General features: G+C 36.0%; 17 protein-coding genes. 8 read left to right on the forward strand and 9 right to left on the reverse strand.

What is annotated here, in order from left to right; translation table 11 throughout:
- Positions 1–295 precede the first annotated feature (295 nt).
- The 3 genes from smc to ABJQ32_01545 are packed head-to-tail and all read left to right on the forward strand — an operon-like array spanning position 296 to position 5,413.
- The gene (gene smc / locus ABJQ32_01535) at positions 296–3,817 is read left to right on the forward strand and encodes a chromosome segregation protein SMC (protein ID MEP5288299.1); all 3,522 of its coding nucleotides are present in this window, start codon (positions 296–298) and stop codon (positions 3,815–3,817) included.
- Positions 3,818–3,835: 18 nt separating this feature from the next.
- Entirely contained in the window at positions 3,836–4,753 is a 918-nt protein-coding gene (locus ABJQ32_01540) for a hypothetical protein (protein ID MEP5288300.1), read from the forward strand.
- Between the two features lie 57 nt (positions 4,754–4,810).
- On the forward strand, positions 4,811–5,413 hold the full coding sequence (locus ABJQ32_01545) for a DinB family protein (protein ID MEP5288301.1): 603 nt from the start codon (positions 4,811–4,813) through the stop codon (positions 5,411–5,413).
- A 41-nt stretch (positions 5,414–5,454) separates the two neighbouring features.
- Here ABJQ32_01545 and ABJQ32_01550 read toward each other — a convergent pair whose 3' ends face one another.
- The 5 genes from ABJQ32_01550 to ABJQ32_01570 form a co-directional block, all read right to left on the reverse strand.
- A complete protein-coding gene (locus ABJQ32_01550) occupies positions 5,455–5,622 on the reverse strand; it encodes a hypothetical protein (GenBank protein ID MEP5288302.1) in 168 nt (55 codons plus the stop codon).
- A gap of 190 nt (positions 5,623–5,812) precedes the next feature.
- Positions 5,813–6,916 carry an acyl-CoA desaturase gene (locus tag ABJQ32_01555; protein MEP5288303.1) on the reverse strand — a complete coding sequence of 368 codons (1,104 nt, stop codon included), beginning with the start codon at positions 6,914–6,916 and terminating at the stop codon, positions 5,813–5,815.
- Positions 6,917–6,996: 80 nt separating this feature from the next.
- Entirely contained in the window at positions 6,997–7,755 is a 759-nt protein-coding gene (locus ABJQ32_01560; protein ID MEP5288304.1) for a LytTR family DNA-binding domain-containing protein, read from the reverse strand.
- Positions 7,752–8,786: a histidine kinase gene (locus tag ABJQ32_01565; protein ID MEP5288305.1), complete on the reverse strand. Its 1,035-nt coding sequence runs from the start codon at positions 8,784–8,786 to the stop codon at positions 7,752–7,754. Before ABJQ32_01565 ends, ABJQ32_01560 begins: the two co-directional genes overlap by 4 nt.
- Positions 8,783–9,199, reverse strand: a complete 417-nt coding sequence (locus ABJQ32_01570) for a DUF2141 domain-containing protein (protein MEP5288306.1) — start codon at positions 9,197–9,199, stop codon at positions 8,783–8,785. The genes ABJQ32_01565 and ABJQ32_01570 overlap by 4 nt, the downstream gene beginning before the upstream one ends.
- 230 nt (positions 9,200–9,429) lie before the next feature.
- Here ABJQ32_01570 and ABJQ32_01575 point away from each other — a divergent pair, with 230 nt between their 5' ends.
- The 3 genes from ABJQ32_01575 (at position 9,430) to ABJQ32_01585 (ending at position 14,250) form a co-directional block, all read left to right on the forward strand.
- Positions 9,430–11,238, forward strand: coding sequence for an acyl-CoA dehydrogenase family protein (locus ABJQ32_01575; protein ID MEP5288307.1), 1,809 nt, complete (start codon positions 9,430–9,432; stop codon positions 11,236–11,238).
- Positions 11,239–11,351: 113 nt separating this feature from the next.
- Positions 11,352–12,782, forward strand: coding sequence for a hypothetical protein (locus ABJQ32_01580; protein ID MEP5288308.1), 1,431 nt, complete (start codon positions 11,352–11,354; stop codon positions 12,780–12,782).
- A 79-nt stretch (positions 12,783–12,861) separates the two neighbouring features.
- The gene (locus ABJQ32_01585; protein MEP5288309.1) at positions 12,862–14,250 is read left to right on the forward strand and encodes a sodium-dependent transporter; all 1,389 of its coding nucleotides are present in this window, start codon (positions 12,862–12,864) and stop codon (positions 14,248–14,250) included.
- Here the strand turns inward: ABJQ32_01585 and ABJQ32_01590 are convergent, their stop codons facing one another.
- On the reverse strand, positions 14,251–15,060 hold the full coding sequence (locus ABJQ32_01590; GenBank protein ID MEP5288310.1) for a hypothetical protein: 810 nt from the start codon (positions 15,058–15,060) through the stop codon (positions 14,251–14,253).
- A 411-nt stretch (positions 15,061–15,471) separates the two neighbouring features.
- Between ABJQ32_01590 and ABJQ32_01595 the strand changes: the two genes are divergently transcribed.
- Positions 15,472–16,017 carry a DUF4136 domain-containing protein gene (locus ABJQ32_01595; GenBank protein MEP5288311.1) on the forward strand — a complete coding sequence of 182 codons (546 nt, stop codon included), beginning with the start codon at positions 15,472–15,474 and terminating at the stop codon, positions 16,015–16,017.
- Positions 16,017–17,432, forward strand: a complete 1,416-nt coding sequence (locus ABJQ32_01600; GenBank protein ID MEP5288312.1) for a Na+/H+ antiporter NhaC family protein — start codon at positions 16,017–16,019, stop codon at positions 17,430–17,432. The genes ABJQ32_01595 and ABJQ32_01600 overlap by 1 nt, the downstream gene beginning before the upstream one ends.
- 3 nt (positions 17,433–17,435) lie before the next feature.
- Here the strand turns inward: ABJQ32_01600 and ABJQ32_01605 are convergent, their stop codons facing one another.
- The 3 genes from ABJQ32_01605 to ABJQ32_01615 are packed head-to-tail and all read right to left on the reverse strand — an operon-like array spanning position 17,436 to position 19,709.
- Entirely contained in the window at positions 17,436–18,026 is a 591-nt protein-coding gene (locus ABJQ32_01605; protein ID MEP5288313.1) for a tetratricopeptide repeat protein, read from the reverse strand.
- A gap of 32 nt (positions 18,027–18,058) precedes the next feature.
- Complete coding sequence (locus ABJQ32_01610) at positions 18,059–18,847, reverse strand: DUF3108 domain-containing protein (protein ID MEP5288314.1); 789 nt, start codon at positions 18,845–18,847, stop codon at positions 18,059–18,061.
- A 49-nt stretch (positions 18,848–18,896) separates the two neighbouring features.
- Positions 18,897–19,709, reverse strand: coding sequence for a 2,3,4,5-tetrahydropyridine-2,6-dicarboxylate N-succinyltransferase (locus ABJQ32_01615; protein MEP5288315.1), 813 nt, complete (start codon positions 19,707–19,709; stop codon positions 18,897–18,899).
- Positions 19,710–19,732 lie beyond the last annotated feature (23 nt).

Here is a 19,732-nt window from a genome sequence, read left to right on the forward strand (position 1 = left end):
TTTACTTGCTGCTGCCTAAGTCAAATAAAAATAAGTGACTTTTATCAAAATGTTATGTTATTCTACGAATAGCAATAAGCTATTTTACAATAATGCAACGAACATTTGAAATACTCCTCTATCATTCGATAAATCTTTCAAATAATTACATGAATTTTTCATCTATTCATCAAATGCTAGGCACTGGGGAAAAATGGTGGATAAATAGGGTAAACAAATTACCTGATGAATTAACGAGTTGGGCCTGAATCTTATATTTTTGTCGGCTTCACCATTATTTATCGATTTCTCTTGCATGCAGTTAACGAAGTTAGAAATAAAGGGTTTTAAGAGTTTTGCTGACCGTGTTGTTATCAATTTTGATGAAGGCATAACAGGCATTGTTGGCCCCAATGGGTGCGGAAAATCAAATGTAGTTGATTCAATCAGATGGGTACTTGGTGAGCAAAGATCAAGAGTGCTGAGATCTGACAAAATGGAGAATGTAATTTTCAATGGAACCAAAGCAAGAAAAGCAACCCAGCTAGCCGAAGTTTCACTGACATTTGACAATACTAAGAATCTGATTCCGACAGAGTATTCGCAGATAACAATTACCAGAAGGTATTACCGCTCCGGTGAAAGTGAATATTTATTGAATGGTGTTACATGTAGACTTAAGGATATAACCAATCTCTTTTTAGATACAGGAATTGCAACAAATAGCTATGCTATCATCGAACTAAAAATGGTTGATGATATTCTAAATGATAAGGATAACTCAAGAAGATCACTTTTTGAAGAAGCAGCTGGAATATCAAAATTCAAAGTTCGAAAAAAAGAAACGCTTAAAAAGTTAGGCGATACAGATGCTGATCTCGAAAGAGTTGAGGATTTACTATTTGAAATAGAAAAAAATCTTAAGTCGTTAGAACGTCAAGCCGGTCAAGCTAAGAGATACTACGAGCTTAAAGATGAATACAAGAACTCAAGTATAGCCTTAGCAAAGAAGGCGATGAATAACCAGCAAGAGAACTTTGATACTATTCAACAACAGATTCAGGAGGAAAACGATAAAAGAACGTCACTAAACACCCTAGTCAGTGAAAAAGAAGCGGCAATTGAGAAGGCTAAATCAGAGCTAATTAATAAAGAGAAACTTCTCTCCTCACGTCAAAAAACGTTAAATGAGCATGTAAGTAGTATTAGACAGTACGAGTCTGATAAAAAGATTAAAAATGAACGCCAGAAGTTTTTAAACGATAAAATAGAGACTTTAAAAGAACAAATAAGCCATGATAAACAGAGTAGCGAAAGAGCAGCTGTTTCTTTAGAAGGGTTGAGGTCAGAAGCAAAAGATGCTGAAAAAGAAGTAACGGAGCTTCTTTCCAAAGTAGAGAAATTTAAAGCAGACTATGAGTCTCAAAAAGAACTTACAACAGAGGCTCAAGAAAAACTTAGCTCGCTTAATCAATATTTCTCAGAAAAGAAGGATAATCAATTCCAGATAAATAAGGACATTGAAATTAAGGATATTCAGCTTCGATCTATGATGAGTGAGCTGAGTAAAACAAGTGAAGATTCTAGTGAGAAGAGTGCCAATCTTGAGGAATTCAAAAATCGACTTGCAGAAATTGAACAAGAAAGAGGTGGAAAACAGGAAAATTATGATCAACTAAAAAGCGCTGAAGAAAGTCTCAAAGATCAAATTGAAAGTGTTGAAGAAACGATAAGTAAAAAAAGAGAAGAGTTAACAAAAATTAATCGTACCCTGGATGCTAAACAAAATGAGTTTAGCCTTACCAAATCCCTGGTAGATAATTTAGAAGGATTTCCTGAAGCGATTAAATTCTTGAAAAAGAATTCTCAGTGGAAGGATGCCCCACTCCTCTCTGACATTATAAGTTGTCCTGAGGAATATCGTGTTTCAATAGAAAATTTCTTGGAGCCCTATATGAATTATTACATCGTGGATTCAAAAGATGATGCGCTCAATGCAGTGAATCTTTTAAGTGAATCTACTCGAGGAAAGGCTCATTTTTTCATTCTAAGCTACCTTGATAATTACAGTTCTGAAAGCATTGACGTTCCCAAAGGAAGCCTACCTGCATTGGACGTTATTGAATTCGATGAAAAATATGAAAGCCTTATAAAACATTTACTTTGGAATGTTTTCATCACCACAAACCCCTCTGCTCCCGAAAGTGAAAAAGTTATCCTTCTAGATAAAGAGGGCAAGATCACTTTCAGACGTTATAGCATATCAGGCGGTTCTATTGGCCTTTTTGAAGGTAAACGAATTGGTAGAGCTAAGAACCTTGAAAAGCTTGAGACAGAAATAAAAGACTTAAAAAAGCAACAATCAGCTACTGAACAAGCATCCAATAGATTTAAATCTCAATTGGAGGAATTAAAGTTGTCTTCCAAAACTTCTATCCTTGAAGAGGTGAAAGACGAGCTCTCAAGAATTAAAGAAATTGAAGTATCTGTAAAAACTAAACAAGAGCAGTTTATAGAACTCCTTACTTCTAACAAGAATCGCAGAGAAGATATCCAGCAACAAATAATCGAACTGGAAAAAGCGCTGGAAATCTTAAGACCAAAAGCTGAGAAAGAACAAAGTGATCTGTCCGACCTGGAAAATAGTTTGGAGGCAAAGAAAGAAGAAGCAATCTCGCTTCAAGAAGCGCTTGATGTAAAGTCGGTAGTCTATAATGAAGAAAACGTAGTTTTTCACCAGAGACAAAATAAACTTCACAGCATTCTACAGGAAATTTCTTTTAAAGAAGAGTCGTATGAAGCGTCTCTGGGTAGAATAGAAAAAAACAAAGAAGAACTTGATTCAGCAGGTTCAAACCTCAATGAACTAGTCAAGAAAAGTACGGCCAGCGACGATGAACTCATCGCTATGTATGAAGAAAAGAAATCGCTGGAAGGTGGAGTAAATGAGGCTGAAAAAGAATACTATGAAGCCAGAGGCTTGATCGATGAAGAAGAGAAAAATCTACGCGAAACTCAGCGTAAGCGTGAAGGAATAGATCACGCTTTAATGGAATGGCAGAATAAGCTAAATGATGCGAAGATTGGCTTAAATTCAGTAAAGGACAGGCTTTCAGTAGAATTCAATATTAGCTTGGAAGATGTTAAAGAAGAAAATATTGAAGACTACAAAAAGTTTACCGAAGAAGAGCTAAAGACGAAGGTAGAGAAACTGAGAAATAGACTTGATAATATTGGTCCTATCAACCCAATGGCCATGGAGGCTTTTGAAGAAATAAAAGAACGACATACCTTTATTATTGATCAAAAAGAAGACCTCCTAAAAGCCAAGGAATCGCTTCTAACTACAATTAGTGAAATAGACGAAGTAGCAAAAGAGACATTCATGGAAGCTTTTCAGAATATCAAAGACAACTTCATCAAAGTATTTAGAACACTTTTCACCGAGGAAGATGATTGTGATTTAATCCTTACAAATCCTGATCAACCTCTAGAAAGTACCATTGATATTATAGCGAAACCTAAAGGAAAAAGACCATTGACGATCAATCAACTTTCTGGGGGAGAAAAAACACTCACAGCAACCTCACTTCTGTTTTCCATTTATCTGATTAAGCCCGCACCCTTCTGCATTTTTGATGAAGTTGATGCACCTTTGGATGATGCTAACATTGATAAATTCAACGAGATTATTAGAAAGTTTTCAAAAGAATCTCAGTTTATCATTGTAACGCATAATAAGCGCACAATGGCTAGTACAGATGTGATTTACGGAGTAACCATGCAGGAACAAGGTGTTTCTAAGGTAGTTCCTGTAGATTTACGAGAATTAGCTTAACCTAATTAGAATAGCAAGATGAAACTATTTGCCTTTATGTGTTTCATTTCTCTTTCGATTATTGGGTGTAATCCTGAGTCGAAAAAGTCAGAAAATAAAAGTTCATTACCTCTTGCCAAAGAAGTAAAGAAATCTTTTGACTATCAACCTCAAAAACCCGTAAATGGTCAATTAAAAGCAGTTATTGAATTGGGCTCTTTGGGACTCAACTATTTTATCGTCAACATCGATGATAATGGAAGGTGGGAATTGAAAAAATCAAATTATGGTAGGAGTAATATTATCTACGGAGCTAATACTTCGAAAGAAGTAATAAGCAACATCATAAGTTTTCAAACTGAAATCATAGATTATGGTGTTGAGCTTGAAAACATTTACCTAATAGTTAGTTCAAGTGTAGTCAAGACGGAAGACATAACAGGTTTGGAAACAAAGATGACTAAAAATAATCTCCCATTAGTCTCGGTAAGTCTTGAAAAAGAGGCTCAATTAGCTATGGCCGCTACCATCCCAAAAGAATTTTTAGAAGAGTCTTTTCTCGTTGACATTGGGTCTGGTAACACAAAATTTTCTTGGGTTGAAAACCAAGATACTCTTAGCATTGAAACCCACGGTTCTAAATACTTCCTAAATGACATCCAAGACACAACTGTATTTAGACAAGTAAGGGATGCCATTCTTGAAATACCTAAAAGAAAAAGAAATCTATGCTTCATGCTAGGAGGTATAATTTATGAGATGGCCAAAGTTGATATTGAAAATTCGAGCGAAAGATACCATGTATTAAAATCTCCTGATTTATACACTTCTGACAATGAGAAACTTAAGGCAGGTAAAGTGATTTATAATGCCTTGCATTTAGAACCTACTTACTCATACATCTTTGACACTCAATCAAACTTCTCAATTGGGTATTTAGTAGGACTGAATCAATAATATGTCCAGTATAAATTGGTTGGTTCGTCTTTGAACTAAACATTAACACATACTATTATGAAAAAATTATCATTAAGTCTACTTGGTTTTTTACTAGTAACCATTGCAATCTCACAAACAACAATTTCCAAAGAAGAGAGAAAGAAAGCATTGAGCCATTTAAAAGATTCTCAATCTAACTTGATGTCTCTTGTTGGAGGACTAAACGAAGATCAACTTAACTTCAAAGTAAATGAAGAATCATGGTCTATTGCAAACTGTATGGAGCACATTGCTATCTCAGAAGAGAACCTTATGGGAATGGTGAAAATGAGCCTAAAAGAGCAAGCAGACCCTTCTAAAAGAGCGGAGGTAGCTATGAGTGACAATCAACTAATTGGAATAATTACGAGCCGTGAACAAAAAGTAAAAACAAGAAAAGAGTTTGAGCCCACAAACAGCTTTGGAGGTTTTTCCAGTACAATCAAAACCTTTAAAGAAAGACGAAAGGAAAATATGAAGTTTGTGAAATCAACAGATATGGATCTTAGAAATCATTACATACAATTTCCTTTTGGGCTAATCGATTCATATCAAGGAATCATGTTCATATCGGGACATACACAACGTCATGCAGACCAAATAAAGGAAATAATGGAAAGTGAAGGTTTTCCGGGTTGATACTAAAACTCAATTTAAAGGCCCAATTTAGCAATTGGGCTTTATACTAATCTACTCCTGAGTTTTTTAAGGCCATGTTCAGAAATAACATCTTTATTCTCAGCTGACTGTAACTGTGCTTCAGCTAATTCTACCAATACTCTAGTTAGCTTCTTAGCTGAAGAAGATCTAGAATTATTCAATTGGTGTGATTCGATATTCTTGTTCATGTAGCAGTGTCAATTGTATTTGGCTAAGATGAAAGTCAAATACATCAATATCAATACCATTTTTAGGGTATTTTTTCTAACCAAAACATGTTAGTTTTTTAAAAGCGGCACATCAAGTAGTTAACTTCAAGTCATAAAAAAGGAGCTACACACAATGTACAGCTCCTTTCTCCTTTAAAGGCTTTGTGATCTATCTACCTAATGAATAAAGCATTTTTCCATGCGAAACAAGAGCAGACATAAATGTTGGATGAGACTTATATGGAACGTTATATTCTTCAGCTGTTTTCTTAACAATCTTAGAAATTTGCTTGTAGTGCACATGACAAATATTGGGGAACAAATGATGCTCTACCTGATAGTTAAGACCGCCAGCAAACCATGAAAGCACCTTATTTCTTTGTGCAAAATTGCAGGTCGTTTTCAATTGATGAACTGCCCAATTTTCTTCTACAACATCTGTATTTTCAACGTTCTCAAAGGAATGATCTTCCATAACATGAGCTGGTTGAAAAATGATAGCTAAGATGAAACCAGCTACATAATGCATTAAAAAGAAACCAAGTACAATATGGTACCAAGGCAATGAAGAAAAAAGAATAGGTAAGGCAAGGATATATGAGTAGTAAAAAACTTTTGTAAGTATTAACCAAGCCCATGCTCTAGTCACACTTTTTGTCTGTTTCTTCAGCATTCCATCTTTGGTGTATTCTGCCAATTGGCTGAAGTCTTTTACAATGATCCAGCTCATCGTCATAAGTCCGTAAAGAAACCATGCATATATATATTGCCATTTATGATGGGCTTTGACAGGTGAATTTGGATCAAATCTTAACATGCCTCCTTTTGGAGATATGTCCTCATCCATACCAGAAACATTGGTATATGTGTGATGCTTAACGTTATGTTGAATTTTCCAGTTGGTAGCATTGGCTCCAACCAAATTCAATGAATATCCAACAACACTATTAATCCATTTTTTTCTTGAATAAGCTCCATGATTCGCATCATGCATAACAGAAAGACCTATTCCTGCTTTTCCTAATCCCATTAAAAAAGCCATTAAATAGAATATCCATAAGTTCTGAACTACACCAAAAAGAAACATAAAATAAGGCACTAAGTATAGACTAAACATAAAGATGGATTTGATAACCATCTCCATATTCGCATACCTACCATATTTAGAATTCTTGAAGTATTGATTGACACGTTGGTTTAATGTCTTGTTAAATTCTTCGTGTAAATTGTTTTTAAATCTGACAACCTTTCGGCTCATCATTGCTACTGACATACGCTAATTGTAAATTTCTATCCTTCAAAAGTAATTAAGAAACGTGGTAATACAGATATGATTTTAATCAATGGGTTAAATTATCGATCTAGCCACTCTTTGAACTCACCAACTCTTTCTCTTGCTACTATGATTTGTTCTTCATCAAATGATTCAACTACTATTTCCAATCTTGAGTTCGTAAACGCAATAATATCCTTGATATAATTTATGCTAACAATAAACTTTCTCGATATTCGATAGAATTCAGATTGACTTAATAACTCTTCTGTTTTATCCAAAGTATAGTCAACTAGAAATCTCTTCCCTTTGTTTGTAAAAAGATAAGTTGCTTTATCCTGACTGTATACCAATTGAATATCTGCTGTATCGACAGTTTTGAGATGATCTCCTACTTTCACCACAAATCGCTCTTTTCCAGATGGTTGAAGTGATTTTATCAGTTTATCAATATCTGGATTTTCACTTGATTTCTCTTCCTTTTGAGCAAAATTGGTTTCAAACTTCACGATCGCTGTTCTAAGATCTTCATCCCCAATTGGTTTGAGTAGGTAATCCACACTATTAGTTTTAAATGCTTTTAAAGCAAACTCGTCATACGCTGTGGTAAATATGATGGGCTTATTGATACGAATTTGATCGAAGATATCAAATGAAATACCGTCAGCTAGCTGAATGTCCATGAATAGAATATCATACTTTAAAGCAGGTAATGAAATAGTTGCTGATTCAATTGAATCAAACTTTGCAACAAACTCATAATTTGTACGAATTCCCTCTATCAAAGACCTTAATCGCTTAGCAGCTAGCTGTTCGTCCTCTATAATTATGTATTTCATTTTTCAATTTTAAGCAATGGCAATTTCACAACAAATGTATTCTCTGTCTTTTCAACTTTGACTTCCTTATCTGTCAAATATCGATACCTGGAGATCAAATTATCCAGACCTATTCCTGTCGAATCTTTTGTTTTCTTTTCTTTTAAGTTATTGGTTATTGTACAGTACTCATCATCTATATCCAATTTCACATTAAGGGGGTACTGCTCACTTACAACATTGTGTTTTACTGCATTCTCAATGAGTATTTGAATTGCGAGCGGAGGCACATATGCGCTTGGATTTGATGTGTTTATGTCAAAACTCAGATTGTCACCAAACCGTATTTTTTGTAGAAAAATAAAATTTTTAGCGAAATCCATTTCCTTACTAAGTTCAACCACTTCTTCATCTTTGCACTCCAGAACATATCTGTAGACATTAGACAACTTTCTGATAAATTCAACTGCCTTATCCTGATCCTCATAAACCAAAGAGCTTAGTGCATTAAATGAGTTAAATAGAAAATGAGGATTTACTTGATTTTTAAGGCTTTCATATTGGGTAGATACCTGTTCAGTCTTCAGTTTTTCCACATCAATCGAAGCTTGTCTCCAGGAAATCAAAAAACCTCTCCCATGCATGAAAACATTTATACCCAGAGTAATCATTAGTGAAGTCGTAAATGAAGAGTTTGAATCTTCAAAGACTTCCGAAAATGATTTTTCAAAAAACACCAAATCAAAATATATATCAAGAGCCCATACTACCAGAAATACATAAATAGTGATGGAAACCAGGCTTACGAAAAATCGTTTTAACGGAGCTACTATCCAAGGAATATGTTTATCCCATAACTCAACTAAGAACTCACTCCCCTTCCAATATGCGGCCCATGCCGCTCCACTGTAGCAAAAACTAATATTAAAATTTCGAGAAAGGAAAAATGGCTCTTTTAGACAATTCGGGCAGAAAACAGTCATGTTTACGATTCCGCCCAAAAAGAAAATAAGGACTGTGCCAATAAGGTGGTATCTCGCGTACTTGCTCATAGTGATATCACTATTTTCTGCAATCCATCCTTAATTTCGAATTGGCAATCTTCAAAACTTGGAGGTCCGAACATTCCTTTAGCATTGTTGGAAAATGCATAGGGCTCTGATGGAATCCCCATAAAATTTGAATCGAGTTTTCCATTATCGTTTACATCATGAAAAATCGATACAGCATACGTGCCCTCTCCTAGTCCTTTAAAAGAAAATTGTACGCTATCGGATTTTATAAGCTTATCATCACCAAAAATCTCCTTGCTCAGAAAATGATCATGATGATCGTAAACAGCAATTTTTAAAGACCCCTGGATTTTTTTAATGTTTTCCACTTTGACGACTAGCTCACAGTTCTCCTGTGAAAAAGTCAGTTGCGATATCGCAATGATCAATATGCTTAGAATGATTTTTTTCATCAATTAACTTTTTCTCAAAAATGCAATCATATGTACACCAATATCAATTTGACGTTACTCAACTGTTAATTCTGTTGCCTGAATTGTTGATTTCTTTAGATAAGGCAATAATAGCCAATGAAAGAATCAAAAATATTTCTAATTTGTTATGCATGCAGAGTAAATACACGTATATTTGTTATGCATGCAGAGTATTTTAAATTTAAAAGAATCAGAAACAATATTATAAAATGGAATCAGTAGTCGAATCAGTATCGGTAAAAGGTGGAGAATTCTTGGTAAAAGAGACAAACTCTCAAGATGTCTTTATACCTGAAGAGTTTTCTGAAGAACAGAAAATGATGGCGGCAGCCACTCAGGACTTTATTGATATGGAGATCAACCCCATCACCGATCGTATTGAAAGCATGGAAGAAGGTGTAATGTCAGGTCTGATGGATAAAGCCGGGGAACTAGGCTTATTAGGAGTTAATATTCCTGAAGAATACGGGGGCTTAGGAATGAGCTTTAATACAGGTATGTTGATCGCCGATATAATGGCAGTTGCAGGATCATTTTCTACAGCTTATGGTGCTCATACAGGCATAGGTACACTTCCAATCCTCTATTATGGAACTGAAGATCAAAAGAGTCAGTACCTTCCTAAGCTTGCAAGTGGTGAGTGGAAAGCATGCTACTGCTTAACGGAACCTGATGCCGGATCTGATGCTAATTCAGGAAAAACGAAAGCAAAGCTATCGGATGATGGAAAGCATTATCTGATCACCGGCCAAAAAATGTGGATCTCCAATGCAGGTTTTGCTGATCTATTAATCATTTTCGCGAAAATTGATGACGACAAAAAACTGTCAGCTTTCATCGCAGAAAGAACATGGGATGGAATCACTATGAACGATGAAGAGAAAAAGCTTGGTATCAAAGGCTCTTCCACTCGTCAGGTATTTTTCAATGACCTTAAAGTTCCTGTTGAAAATTTACTCTCTGAAAGGGAAAATGGATTTAAAATAGCAGTGAATGTTCTTAATGTAGGACGTATCAAACTGGGAGCTGGGTGTATTAACGGCTGCAAAGATGTAGCCACAAAATCTACAGCATATGCCAATGAAAGAAAGCAATTCGGTGTTTCAATCTCCAGTTTTGGTGCTATTAAGCAAAAACTTGCTAAAATGGCTACTAAGACTTATGCCACTGAATCCGCTTCTTATAGAGCAGGACAAAACATCGAAGATTTAATAGCTAAGCTTGAGAGTGATGGCCTTAGTCAAAGTGATGCTAAGATGAAAGGCGTTGAGCAGTACGCTATTGAGTGCGCGATCATCAAAATTCACGGATCGGAAGTCCTAGATTTTTGTGTAGACGAAGGTGTACAAGTATATGGTGGCATGGGTTTTTCGGAGGAAGCACCTATGGCCAGAGCTTATAGAGACGCTAGGATTACACGTATCTATGAAGGAACTAATGAAATAAATAGAATGCTTCTGGTAGGTATGATGTTTAAAAAGGCTATGAAAGGAGAGATTGATTTGCTTGGACCTGCAATGGCCGTTGGTAAAGAACTTACTGGTGTTCCATCATTTGAATCTCCAGACCTATCTACACCTTTAGCAAAAGAGAAAGAAGTAATAAAAAACTTAAAGAAAGCTGTATTAATGGCTGCTGGAAAAGCAGCAGAAAAGTTTGGCCCTAAGTTGGATCATGAGCAAGAGGTATTGCTAAATCTTGCCGATATGCTTATAGAGGTATATGTTGCCGAATCGACTATACTAAGAACTGAAAAACTTATAGGTGTTTACGGCGAAGAAGGAAGTAAGCTTTATCAAAATATGGCAACACTTTATTTGAACGAAGCACTGACTAAAATCAAAAATTCAGGAGATGAAGCTGTCGCTTGTTTTGCTGAAGGAGATGAATTAAGAGTGATGTTGATGGGAATGAAACGATTTACCAAAATGGATCCCATCAATACAAAAGAACTAAGACAATCTGTAGCCGATGTAATGATTAAGGAAAACAAATTCCCTTATTCACTATACAACTAAGGCCTACTCATTTACGTAAAAAACAAAACCGACTTAAAGTCGGTTTTTTTGTATACAAGTTTGTTTTGGGTATAATTCAAAATAGCTTTGCATCTGCAGCAATTGCATCCATAATGGAAGAATTCAACAAGAAATTAACCACAAAAGAGAAAGCGTTACAGCTTAATCTTGATACAAGGATTTATGGCACAGTTGCTGAAATCGGTGGAGGACAAGAAGTAGCATCATATTTCTTTAAAGCAGGAGCTGCATCTGGCACCATTGCAAAAACTATGTCTGCATACGACATGACATTTAGTGATGCAATCTATGGTAAATGTGATCGGTATGTTTCCAAGGAAAAGCTTCACAGAATGCTCGATCGTGAGTATTCTCTTTTAGATCAAAGACTAACTCAAAGATCTAAAAAAACTACTTTTTTCGCTTTTGCCAATACCGTTGAAACGATTAATTACGATAGAAGTAATGTTGGTCATGGTTGGATGGGGTTGCGTTTTCAGCGACACTCTCAATCTGAACCCAATGAGTGTATTATTCATGTATCCTTGAAGGATAGAGATGCAGAATGGCAGCAACAGGTCTTGGGAATTGTTGGTGTTAACCTGATCCACTCTTGCTACACATATAATACTCCTGAGGAAATCATAGACTCTCTCGTAGATAATGTGAGAAAGGATCGTTTGGAGATTGATATGTTTAGTATTTCAGGTCCGGACTTCCACCATGTTGATAATCGTCTAATGACATTAAAGCTGGTTAAGAATGGCTTGACCAAGGTGGCAATGTTTGGGCCAGATAAAGAAGTGAGACTTCCTTCTGACATCCTTTATCGTAAAAACGCCATCGTCCTTAGAGGTAGATTTCGCCCGGTCACACATGTCAATGTGGACATGATGATTACCGGAATGCGTTCATTCAAAAAGAAATTGGGTCATTCAGAGGATATTGTACCTGTAGTTGAAATTACGCTTAAGGATTTGACGCTAGAAGGCGAATTAGATGAGCAGGATTACCTAGACAGAGTAGATCTACTTTGTTCTCTAGGTCAAAATGTAATGATTTCCAATTATCAAGAACATTACAAGCTTGCCGGATACCTATCCCAGTATATCAAAGATAAGATGCTTGGTATGATCATAGGATTCAATAACCTCACTCAGATTTTTGATGAAAAATATTATAAAAACCTGGATGGCGGAATACTTGAATCTTTCGCTAGGTTATTTGGGAGTAATGTAAAACTCTTCATATACCCTATCCTTGATTCAAAATCGGGAGAAATCAAGACAGGAAATGACTTTTCACCTGATCGGCATTTACAAAGCCTCTTCCATTATTTTGTTGAAAATCATAAGGTTTTGAGTATTCCTGACGCTAAAACTGAAAACCTACATATCATATCTGATCATGTACTTGAATTGATCGAGACAGACCAAGATGGTTGGGAAGAAATGGTTCCAAACAGAGTAGCTGAATCCATAAAAGAGAATCATTTATTCAACTATCCCTACAAGGTTGAAGTCGACGAAGAAGATTTGATTTAACCAGTTATAAAATTGCCCTTTGAGGCTACCCTCCTTTTGCTATATTTGACGTTTTAACCCAAATCAAAATATAGTATATATGAGTGCACGCGGAAACTTTTCCAGCAGACTAGGATTTATTTTAGCAGCAGCTGGATCAGCAGTTGGTCTAGGAAATATTTGGAAATTTCCTTTTGAGGTGGCCGACGGTGGTGGTGCCGCATTCGTATTGATTTATTTGATTTTCGCATTTATTCTTTGCTTTCCTGTGATGGTGACTGAGGTTGCTATTGGCAGAAAAACAGAGAAAAACCCCATTGGTGCTTTCAATTCTCTAGGATTCAAAAGGTGGAACATCATTGGAAAGTTTGGAATACTTTGTGGGGTCCTCATTCTATCTTTTTATAATGTTGTTGCTGGCTGGGCATTTGGCTATTTCTTAGAAATGATCATGGGGAATTTCGGAGTTGGAGAATCATTTGGAGCTTTTACTTCAGATATTGTAAAAGTCGGAGGTTATGCTATTATTTTCATGCTTACCACAGCTTTTTTTGTTTCAAAAGGAGTCTCTGGAGGCATAGAGAGATTAGCCCGTATTTTGATGCCCACATTGATAATAATGATATTGTCGCTAGTTATTTATTCATTTACTCTTCCGAACGCTATGGAAGGTGTGAAATACTATCTAGTTCCAGACCTTTCTAAATTGACCAATATTAACACAATAGGTGGAGCTCTAAGACAAGCATTTTTCTCTCTTTCACTAGGCATGGGTGCACTCATAACATACGGTTCTTATCTTTCCAAAAAGGAGAATATAGTTAGTTCATCAGCTTTAATTACCCTTTTTGATGTAGGAATAGCTTTTATAGCTGGTCTAATGATGTTTCCATTAGTTGCATATAACCTCGGTGGTGAAATGAGTAATGTACAAGGCGGTGCTGGTTTGATTTTTGTGACGCTACCAGGAGTCTTTGAAACATTAGGCTCCACACTCGGTGTTATAGTTGGTGGTTTCTTCTTTCTCTTACTTTCATTCGCTGCACTTACCTCAACAGTATCCTTACTAGAAGTCCCTGTTTCATATGTAGTTGACGAATATAAAGTAAGAAGAACCAGAGCTGTGGTCATTATGTCCGTGATTATATTCATTATAGGAATCCCATCTCTTATTGGCAATGGGTATAGTGAATTCTTTTCGACTGCTTTCTCTCTGCCTGGTGGATCGTCAGATTTCATGACTTTGGTTGGTTACATCACTGATGTACTCCTCATGTTTGGCGGATTCTTGATAGTTACATTCGCTGCATATATTTGGAAGAAGGAGAACCTCGCTGCAGAGATCTCTCAGGGTTATGAAGGATTCAATGAAAGCATCATTAAGAAGATTCTTAACTTTTGCATCTCCTACTTATGTCCGGTATTATTAGCGATCTTATTTGTAATGGTAGTGTTGAATAACTTCTTTGGAATAGATCTTCTAGGTTAATTATTCTTTTATAAAAGTACCCGGGTCTTTTCCATTGAAGTAGATAACATACTGTCCTTGTCTAAGGACAGTAACATCTATTTCTATTCCTTGACCCTCCAATACTAGCTTACTCCCTGCATCATAAATCTCATAATGTGTAGATCTGGACAAGTACAATCGTGTTTTAGCTGATTTTGGCTTGAAGTCAACGGGTTCTGGGTAGTGATCAAAATCCACTTCCCATGAATACAAGTATCTAGTTCTGCTGCCTCTTGGGAAGTTATATTTGATTCTGTACTGGTTTGCTCCTTCTTCTAAATTGGGAAAGTGCGTATAATTAGCAACCTTATACAAACCTGATGCTTCTTGGACTTCTTGATCTACCCACACTCCATTCATCAATTTCTCAACTTCAAACTCCCCCATTCCAGTTTCTCCTTTAGTTGACCAGACTAAAGCACTGTCTGTTAATGAAACAGAAGTAAATCGAAAAATAGTATGGAATAATATAGCCTCCGGATTGATTATAGTCGGAGTACACAATGTATCCCTATGAACAACACGGATTTTCACAGGCGTGAACAAATCATATTCCTTAAAATCAATTTTAATGGCACTCAGCTTATAATTTATATTAAGCAGTTCTTCATTGATATATATACTTTCAATACAAAATTTGCGATCTGATTGATCTAATGGATTTTGGATGAAGAGTGTATTACCTTGATAAACACCTGCGAGATTGGTTTCAGCTTTTGTTGCAACCTGAGAAAAAGTCAGATAGGCAATCATTATAGTAAGAGTAAAGGAAAGCTCTCGCTTTATCATTTTCAAAAATTTGTCTTTGTCTCTTCAAACATGATGCTATAACAATGAAAAGTATCAATTATTTCGATGAGTATACGTAATAACCCCCTAAAATATTTCGTTAATAGAATTAATCGAAGAAATAGTTTTCATATTCAAATCTTCAATCTTTGTATGAGAATTACCCAATGATGTCAAATACAAAGCTCATATGGTTCAATCCCGATTCAAGATTTTATGAGTCTGGTTTTTATGGGGATTACAAATCAATCACTAGAAACAGTCAAAATAGTGACCGATTCGAAGTATTGTATGAATTTACCGAAGAGACTGTACGCCTAGTTGATAAAATTTTATCTTCCCTTAATAAAGCTCACACATATTCTAGAACTCTCAATTTATAGTCGGGGTAAATTGATAATTTAGCCTTCGATGAAAAAGTGGTTTTTAATTCTCCTAGCCGTAGGTGCTTGTAGTCCTAAAATAGTTTCGTACGTCAATTCTAAAGCTGATTTCAAGAATTTTGAAACATACCGGCTTGTAAGTGCTAAACTGGAATCGAAAAACGTCACTCCAGAAAGCACTTTGCTACTTGATCAAATCAAGGAGAATATTCATAATCAAATGTCGAAACGTAACTACCAAAAATCCAGTGTTTCCCCTGATCTTACTTTAAGATATGAAATTTCCTCTTCCACAAGAGTAGAATCTAGTAATCAGACAAGTCCGTATTTTTCAAGAAATCAGTTTTCCAGCAGAACGATCTACGAATCAGTTCTCTTATTGGAGCTCTTCGATCAAAAAAAGAAATTAGTTTGGCAAGGCAGCTATGATCTAAAACAGGAAAGAAAGGAAAAAAAAGCTACTCGAGCCATCGAAAAAGCAGTGGCCTATACTTTCACATCATATCCTTATAATGCACTATCAAGTCAGCAAGATGAAGCCTTGAAAATTGTTGTAAAGAAAAAGAAAAAATAATGACAGACTATGGATTTTGGTCTTTGATACCACCCCTATTGGCAATTGGACTAGCTATAAAGACTAAACAAGTCGTTTTTTCTCTTTCACTAGGAATACTTGTTGGCTATTTAATTATTCAGCAAGGAAATATCTTGGAGGGATCCTTAGCAACTATTGGGGCATTTGTTGAAGTCTTTCAAAGCAAAGGGAATACAAGAACCATTATCTTGACCTTAATCATTGGTGCACTGATACAACTAATTAAATATTCGGGAGGTATAAATGGATTTATCAACTGGGTTCAAAAAAGACTATCGGGGCAAAAAAACTTCAAGGGTAAAATTCAAGCTGCTTCGGCCCTGACAGGGTTTCTAATCTTTGTAGAATCTAATATCTCCATTCTCACTGTAGGTACTATTTTCAGACCTCTTTTTGATAAGCATAAATTGCCCAGAGAAAAATTAGCTTACCTCGCAGATTCAAGTTCAGCTCCGTCATGTGTTTTGTTTCCTTTGAATGCATGGGGAGCTTACGTAATGGGATTATTATTAGCATTTCCAAATATTGATCCTTTCAAAACACTGGTTTATTCTATTCCTTTTAACTTTTATGCCATATTGACATTAGTCTTTGTATTCTGGCTTTCGCTTTCTGGTAAAGAATATGGAGAAATGAAGAAAATAGCTGAAAGGAAGGCCCCTGAAATAAGGCAAGAAGATCCCGGTTCAGAAAGAACCTCTTCTCCCCTCAATATGGTAATTCCGATAGCTGTAATGGTTCTTACTATGCCTTTGTTTCTTATTTATGGTGGTTGGGATGGTGCGTTTGAAGGTGATTTTTTTGATAAAGTTTGGAACAGTATTGGTACCGGTTCTGGTTCTGAAGCAGTACTAAATGCATGTTTTAGCGGGTTTCTCACTGCTGCTGTAATGTACGGATTTCAAAAAATGCTTACAATAAAAACCTTTATTGATCAGTCTTTCAAAGGAATGAATGATATGGTGATTATGGCAGTATTGATGGTATTAGCCTTCGCCATAGGAAACTTATGCAATGAGCTGGGGACTGGTATCTATGTATCCAGAGTAACATCTTCCTGGTTAATTCCAGAAATTGCTCCAGCGTTAATTTTTATTATTAGTAGTTTCATTGCCTTTGCAACGGGCACATCATGGGGAACCTTTGCAATCATGATTTCCATTGGAGTTCCTCTATCTTTTGCTGTAGATGCTAACCTGCACCTTGTCATTGCCGCTATACTCGGAGGAGGGGTTTTTGGAGATCACTGCTCTCCTATTTCTGATACAACATTGATTGCCTCAGTAGCATCTGGATGTGATCACATAGATCATGTCAGAACTCAATTGCCATATGCACTTTTTACTGGAGGATTGGCAGTCATTTGCTATTTGATTACAGGATTTATCCTATAATCATTACTTACAATAATCTTTAATTGCTTTTGCTGCTTCAGGGATATTCAACGATTTGGCAAATTTGAAATCTTCACATGCAGATTTCATTTGGTCTTTTCCTACCTTAACTGCACCCCTGTAGAGGTACGCTTCTCCAAAATCACGATTTATTCTTATTGCATTATTATATGATTCAACAGCTTGATCTAGATACCCTAGTTGATGCTCAGCTCTTCCAGCAAAAAAATGCGCCTGAGCTGAGTTTTCATTTAGATCAATTGCATTCCCAGTATGGATCAATACCTTGTTATATTCATGTTTATTATATGAAATCTTGGCTAAACTGAGGTAAGCAGAAATATTCTTCGGGTCTAATTCTACGATCTTTTCAAAATCAGAAACAGCTTTTTGCACTTGTCCTATTTCCTCGTAAGATCTACCTCTATTATAAAGACTTTTCACATTGTCAGGATGTGTTTCTAGATAAGAAGTATAGGCTTGAATAGCATCAGCATATTTTTCATTGTCGAAAAGGTCATCTCCATTTATGGAGGCTTCATTCTTACAACTAGCCACTGACAGCAAGATAAATGTTACTACGAAGTATTTCATATAATTAGATAAAGTCGGCAAAAGTAGGCGGATTATTGGGAATCAATCCCGCTTTTAACATTTTTATACGAAGTAAGCTCGCAATAAGCTGTCCCAAAGTTCATATTTGCTTTTACTTTTAAAGGAAGTCGATTGGCATCCGCTGAAATCCAGAATGTTACAGCGTTATCTCCTTTAAATACATTATTCTTTTGCATGATAGGAACAATCTTAAAGCAGTAGATTTTACCAACCTTAGTTTTAACTTTTTCAATACCGTGATAGATCATTTCAAAATCATAGAATTTTTCATCAAAAAAAGCATCCAATCTTATTGTATCACCTTTTTCCAGGGACTTGAAGTCAACACTTCGTGCATACATAAGACCTCCCATCATATCTAAAACATTGTCTTTTTCAATATCAAAGTACTTTATTGGTCTGGTAGTTGGTTTTGAAATCGAAGAACTTTCTACGCGCACACGCATTGAATCGTAATCAAAATACGATTTCTCTTTTAAATCTTGATCTCCTTCTGAAAGATCCCTATATGAATAATATGGCATAAAGGTATTTTTATCGACAACTGCTCCCCACTTATCATCGACTTTTGAAAAAACTCCTACTAAACCGGCTGTTCTTCCTGCTACATTTATTTCAATGCATTCTTTGCCATCTTTAATTACATTTTCATCGGAGATCTTGAATGTGCCTCTACCAATTGTAAACCATCCGTACGATAATTTAAACTGTAATTCTTCACCGTTGCTCACTGGCCTACTATCAACCATTGTTTGAGCACTTGTGAATAGCCCTAGTAATATCAATGTGAAAGTCTTCATGATCTTCAATGTTGGTACACTTCTCATCATTGCAACTTAGATGCCAGTATTAAACTGAGACGTTGTTTTCTCTTAAAGCTTCGTTCAATGAAGTCTTTTTATCGGTACTTTCCTTTCTCGTCCCGATGATTAAGGCACATGGGACTTGAAATTCACCAGCAGGGAATTTTTTAGGTATGGTTCCGGGAATTACTACAGATCTAGGAGGAACGTATCCCTTGTATTCTTTTGGCTCAGCTCCAGTTACATCAATAATTTTAGAACTTGCTGTTAATACCACATTAGCACCTAAAACAGCTTCTTTACCTACTCGTACCCCTTCAACAACGATGCATCTGGATCCTATAAAAGCATTATCCTCAATGACTACAGGAGCTGCCTGAACAGGCTCTAATACCCCTCCTATCCCAACTCCTCCACTTAAATGTACATTTTTGCCGATCTGAGCACAACTTCCTACTGTAGCCCAAGTGTCGACCATTGTCCCTTCATCAACATAAGCTCCAATATTGACATATGAAGGCATCAGAATTGTATTTTTTTGAATAAACGCACCGTATCTGGCTATGGCATGCGGTACTACCCTCACTCCAAGCTGATCATATCCAGACTTAAGTTTAATCTTATCATGAAATTGAAATGGGCCAACTTCAATTAATTGCATTTTCATTAATGGAAAATAAAGGATTACTGCTTTTTTGAGCCATTCATTTACTTTCCAATCATCATCATCAGGTTCCGCAATTCTACGCTTGCCGTTATCTAAATCTTCAATGACTGTTTTAATCGCAACAGAGACATCTTTCTTATTTACCAGAGATCTATCTTTCCAAGCTTCCTCTATGAGGTTTTTTAATTCCATCTAATATTCAATATTTACAGTTA

The organism is Marinobacter alexandrii (genome assembly GCA_039984955.1).
GTDB lineage: Bacteria > Bacteroidota > Bacteroidia > Cytophagales > Cyclobacteriaceae > Ekhidna.

Coding starts and splice junctions, on each gene's coding strand:
- ABJQ32_01580 (MEP5288308.1), top strand. CDS start 11,352: ATGGAAGAATTCAACAAGAAATTAACCACAAAAGAGAAAGCGTTACAG.
- ABJQ32_01570 (MEP5288306.1), bottom strand. CDS start 9,199: ATGAAAAAAATCATTCTAAGCATATTGATCATTGCGATATCGCAACTG.
- ABJQ32_01550 (MEP5288302.1), bottom strand. CDS start 5,622: ATGAACAAGAATATCGAATCACACCAATTGAATAATTCTAGATCTTCT.
- ABJQ32_01590 (MEP5288310.1), bottom strand. CDS start 15,060: ATGATAAAGCGAGAGCTTTCCTTTACTCTTACTATAATGATTGCCTAT.
- ABJQ32_01565 (MEP5288305.1), bottom strand. CDS start 8,786: ATGAGCAAGTACGCGAGATACCACCTTATTGGCACAGTCCTTATTTTC.
- ABJQ32_01545 (MEP5288301.1), top strand. CDS start 4,811: ATGAAAAAATTATCATTAAGTCTACTTGGTTTTTTACTAGTAACCATT.
- ABJQ32_01560 (MEP5288304.1), bottom strand. CDS start 7,755: ATGAAATACATAATTATAGAGGACGAACAGCTAGCTGCTAAGCGATTA.
- ABJQ32_01605 (MEP5288313.1), bottom strand. CDS start 18,026: ATGAAATACTTCGTAGTAACATTTATCTTGCTGTCAGTGGCTAGTTGT.
- ABJQ32_01555 (MEP5288303.1), bottom strand. CDS start 6,916: ATGTCAGTAGCAATGATGAGCCGAAAGGTTGTCAGATTTAAAAACAAT.
- smc (MEP5288299.1), top strand. CDS start 296: ATGCAGTTAACGAAGTTAGAAATAAAGGGTTTTAAGAGTTTTGCTGAC.
- ABJQ32_01575 (MEP5288307.1), top strand. CDS start 9,430: ATGGAATCAGTAGTCGAATCAGTATCGGTAAAAGGTGGAGAATTCTTG.
- ABJQ32_01600 (MEP5288312.1), top strand. CDS start 16,017: ATGACAGACTATGGATTTTGGTCTTTGATACCACCCCTATTGGCAATT.
- ABJQ32_01585 (MEP5288309.1), top strand. CDS start 12,862: ATGAGTGCACGCGGAAACTTTTCCAGCAGACTAGGATTTATTTTAGCA.
- ABJQ32_01595 (MEP5288311.1), top strand. CDS start 15,472: ATGAAAAAGTGGTTTTTAATTCTCCTAGCCGTAGGTGCTTGTAGTCCT.
- ABJQ32_01540 (MEP5288300.1), top strand. CDS start 3,836: ATGAAACTATTTGCCTTTATGTGTTTCATTTCTCTTTCGATTATTGGG.
- ABJQ32_01610 (MEP5288314.1), bottom strand. CDS start 18,847: ATGAAGACTTTCACATTGATATTACTAGGGCTATTCACAAGTGCTCAA.
- ABJQ32_01615 (MEP5288315.1), bottom strand. CDS start 19,709: ATGGAATTAAAAAACCTCATAGAGGAAGCTTGGAAAGATAGATCTCTG.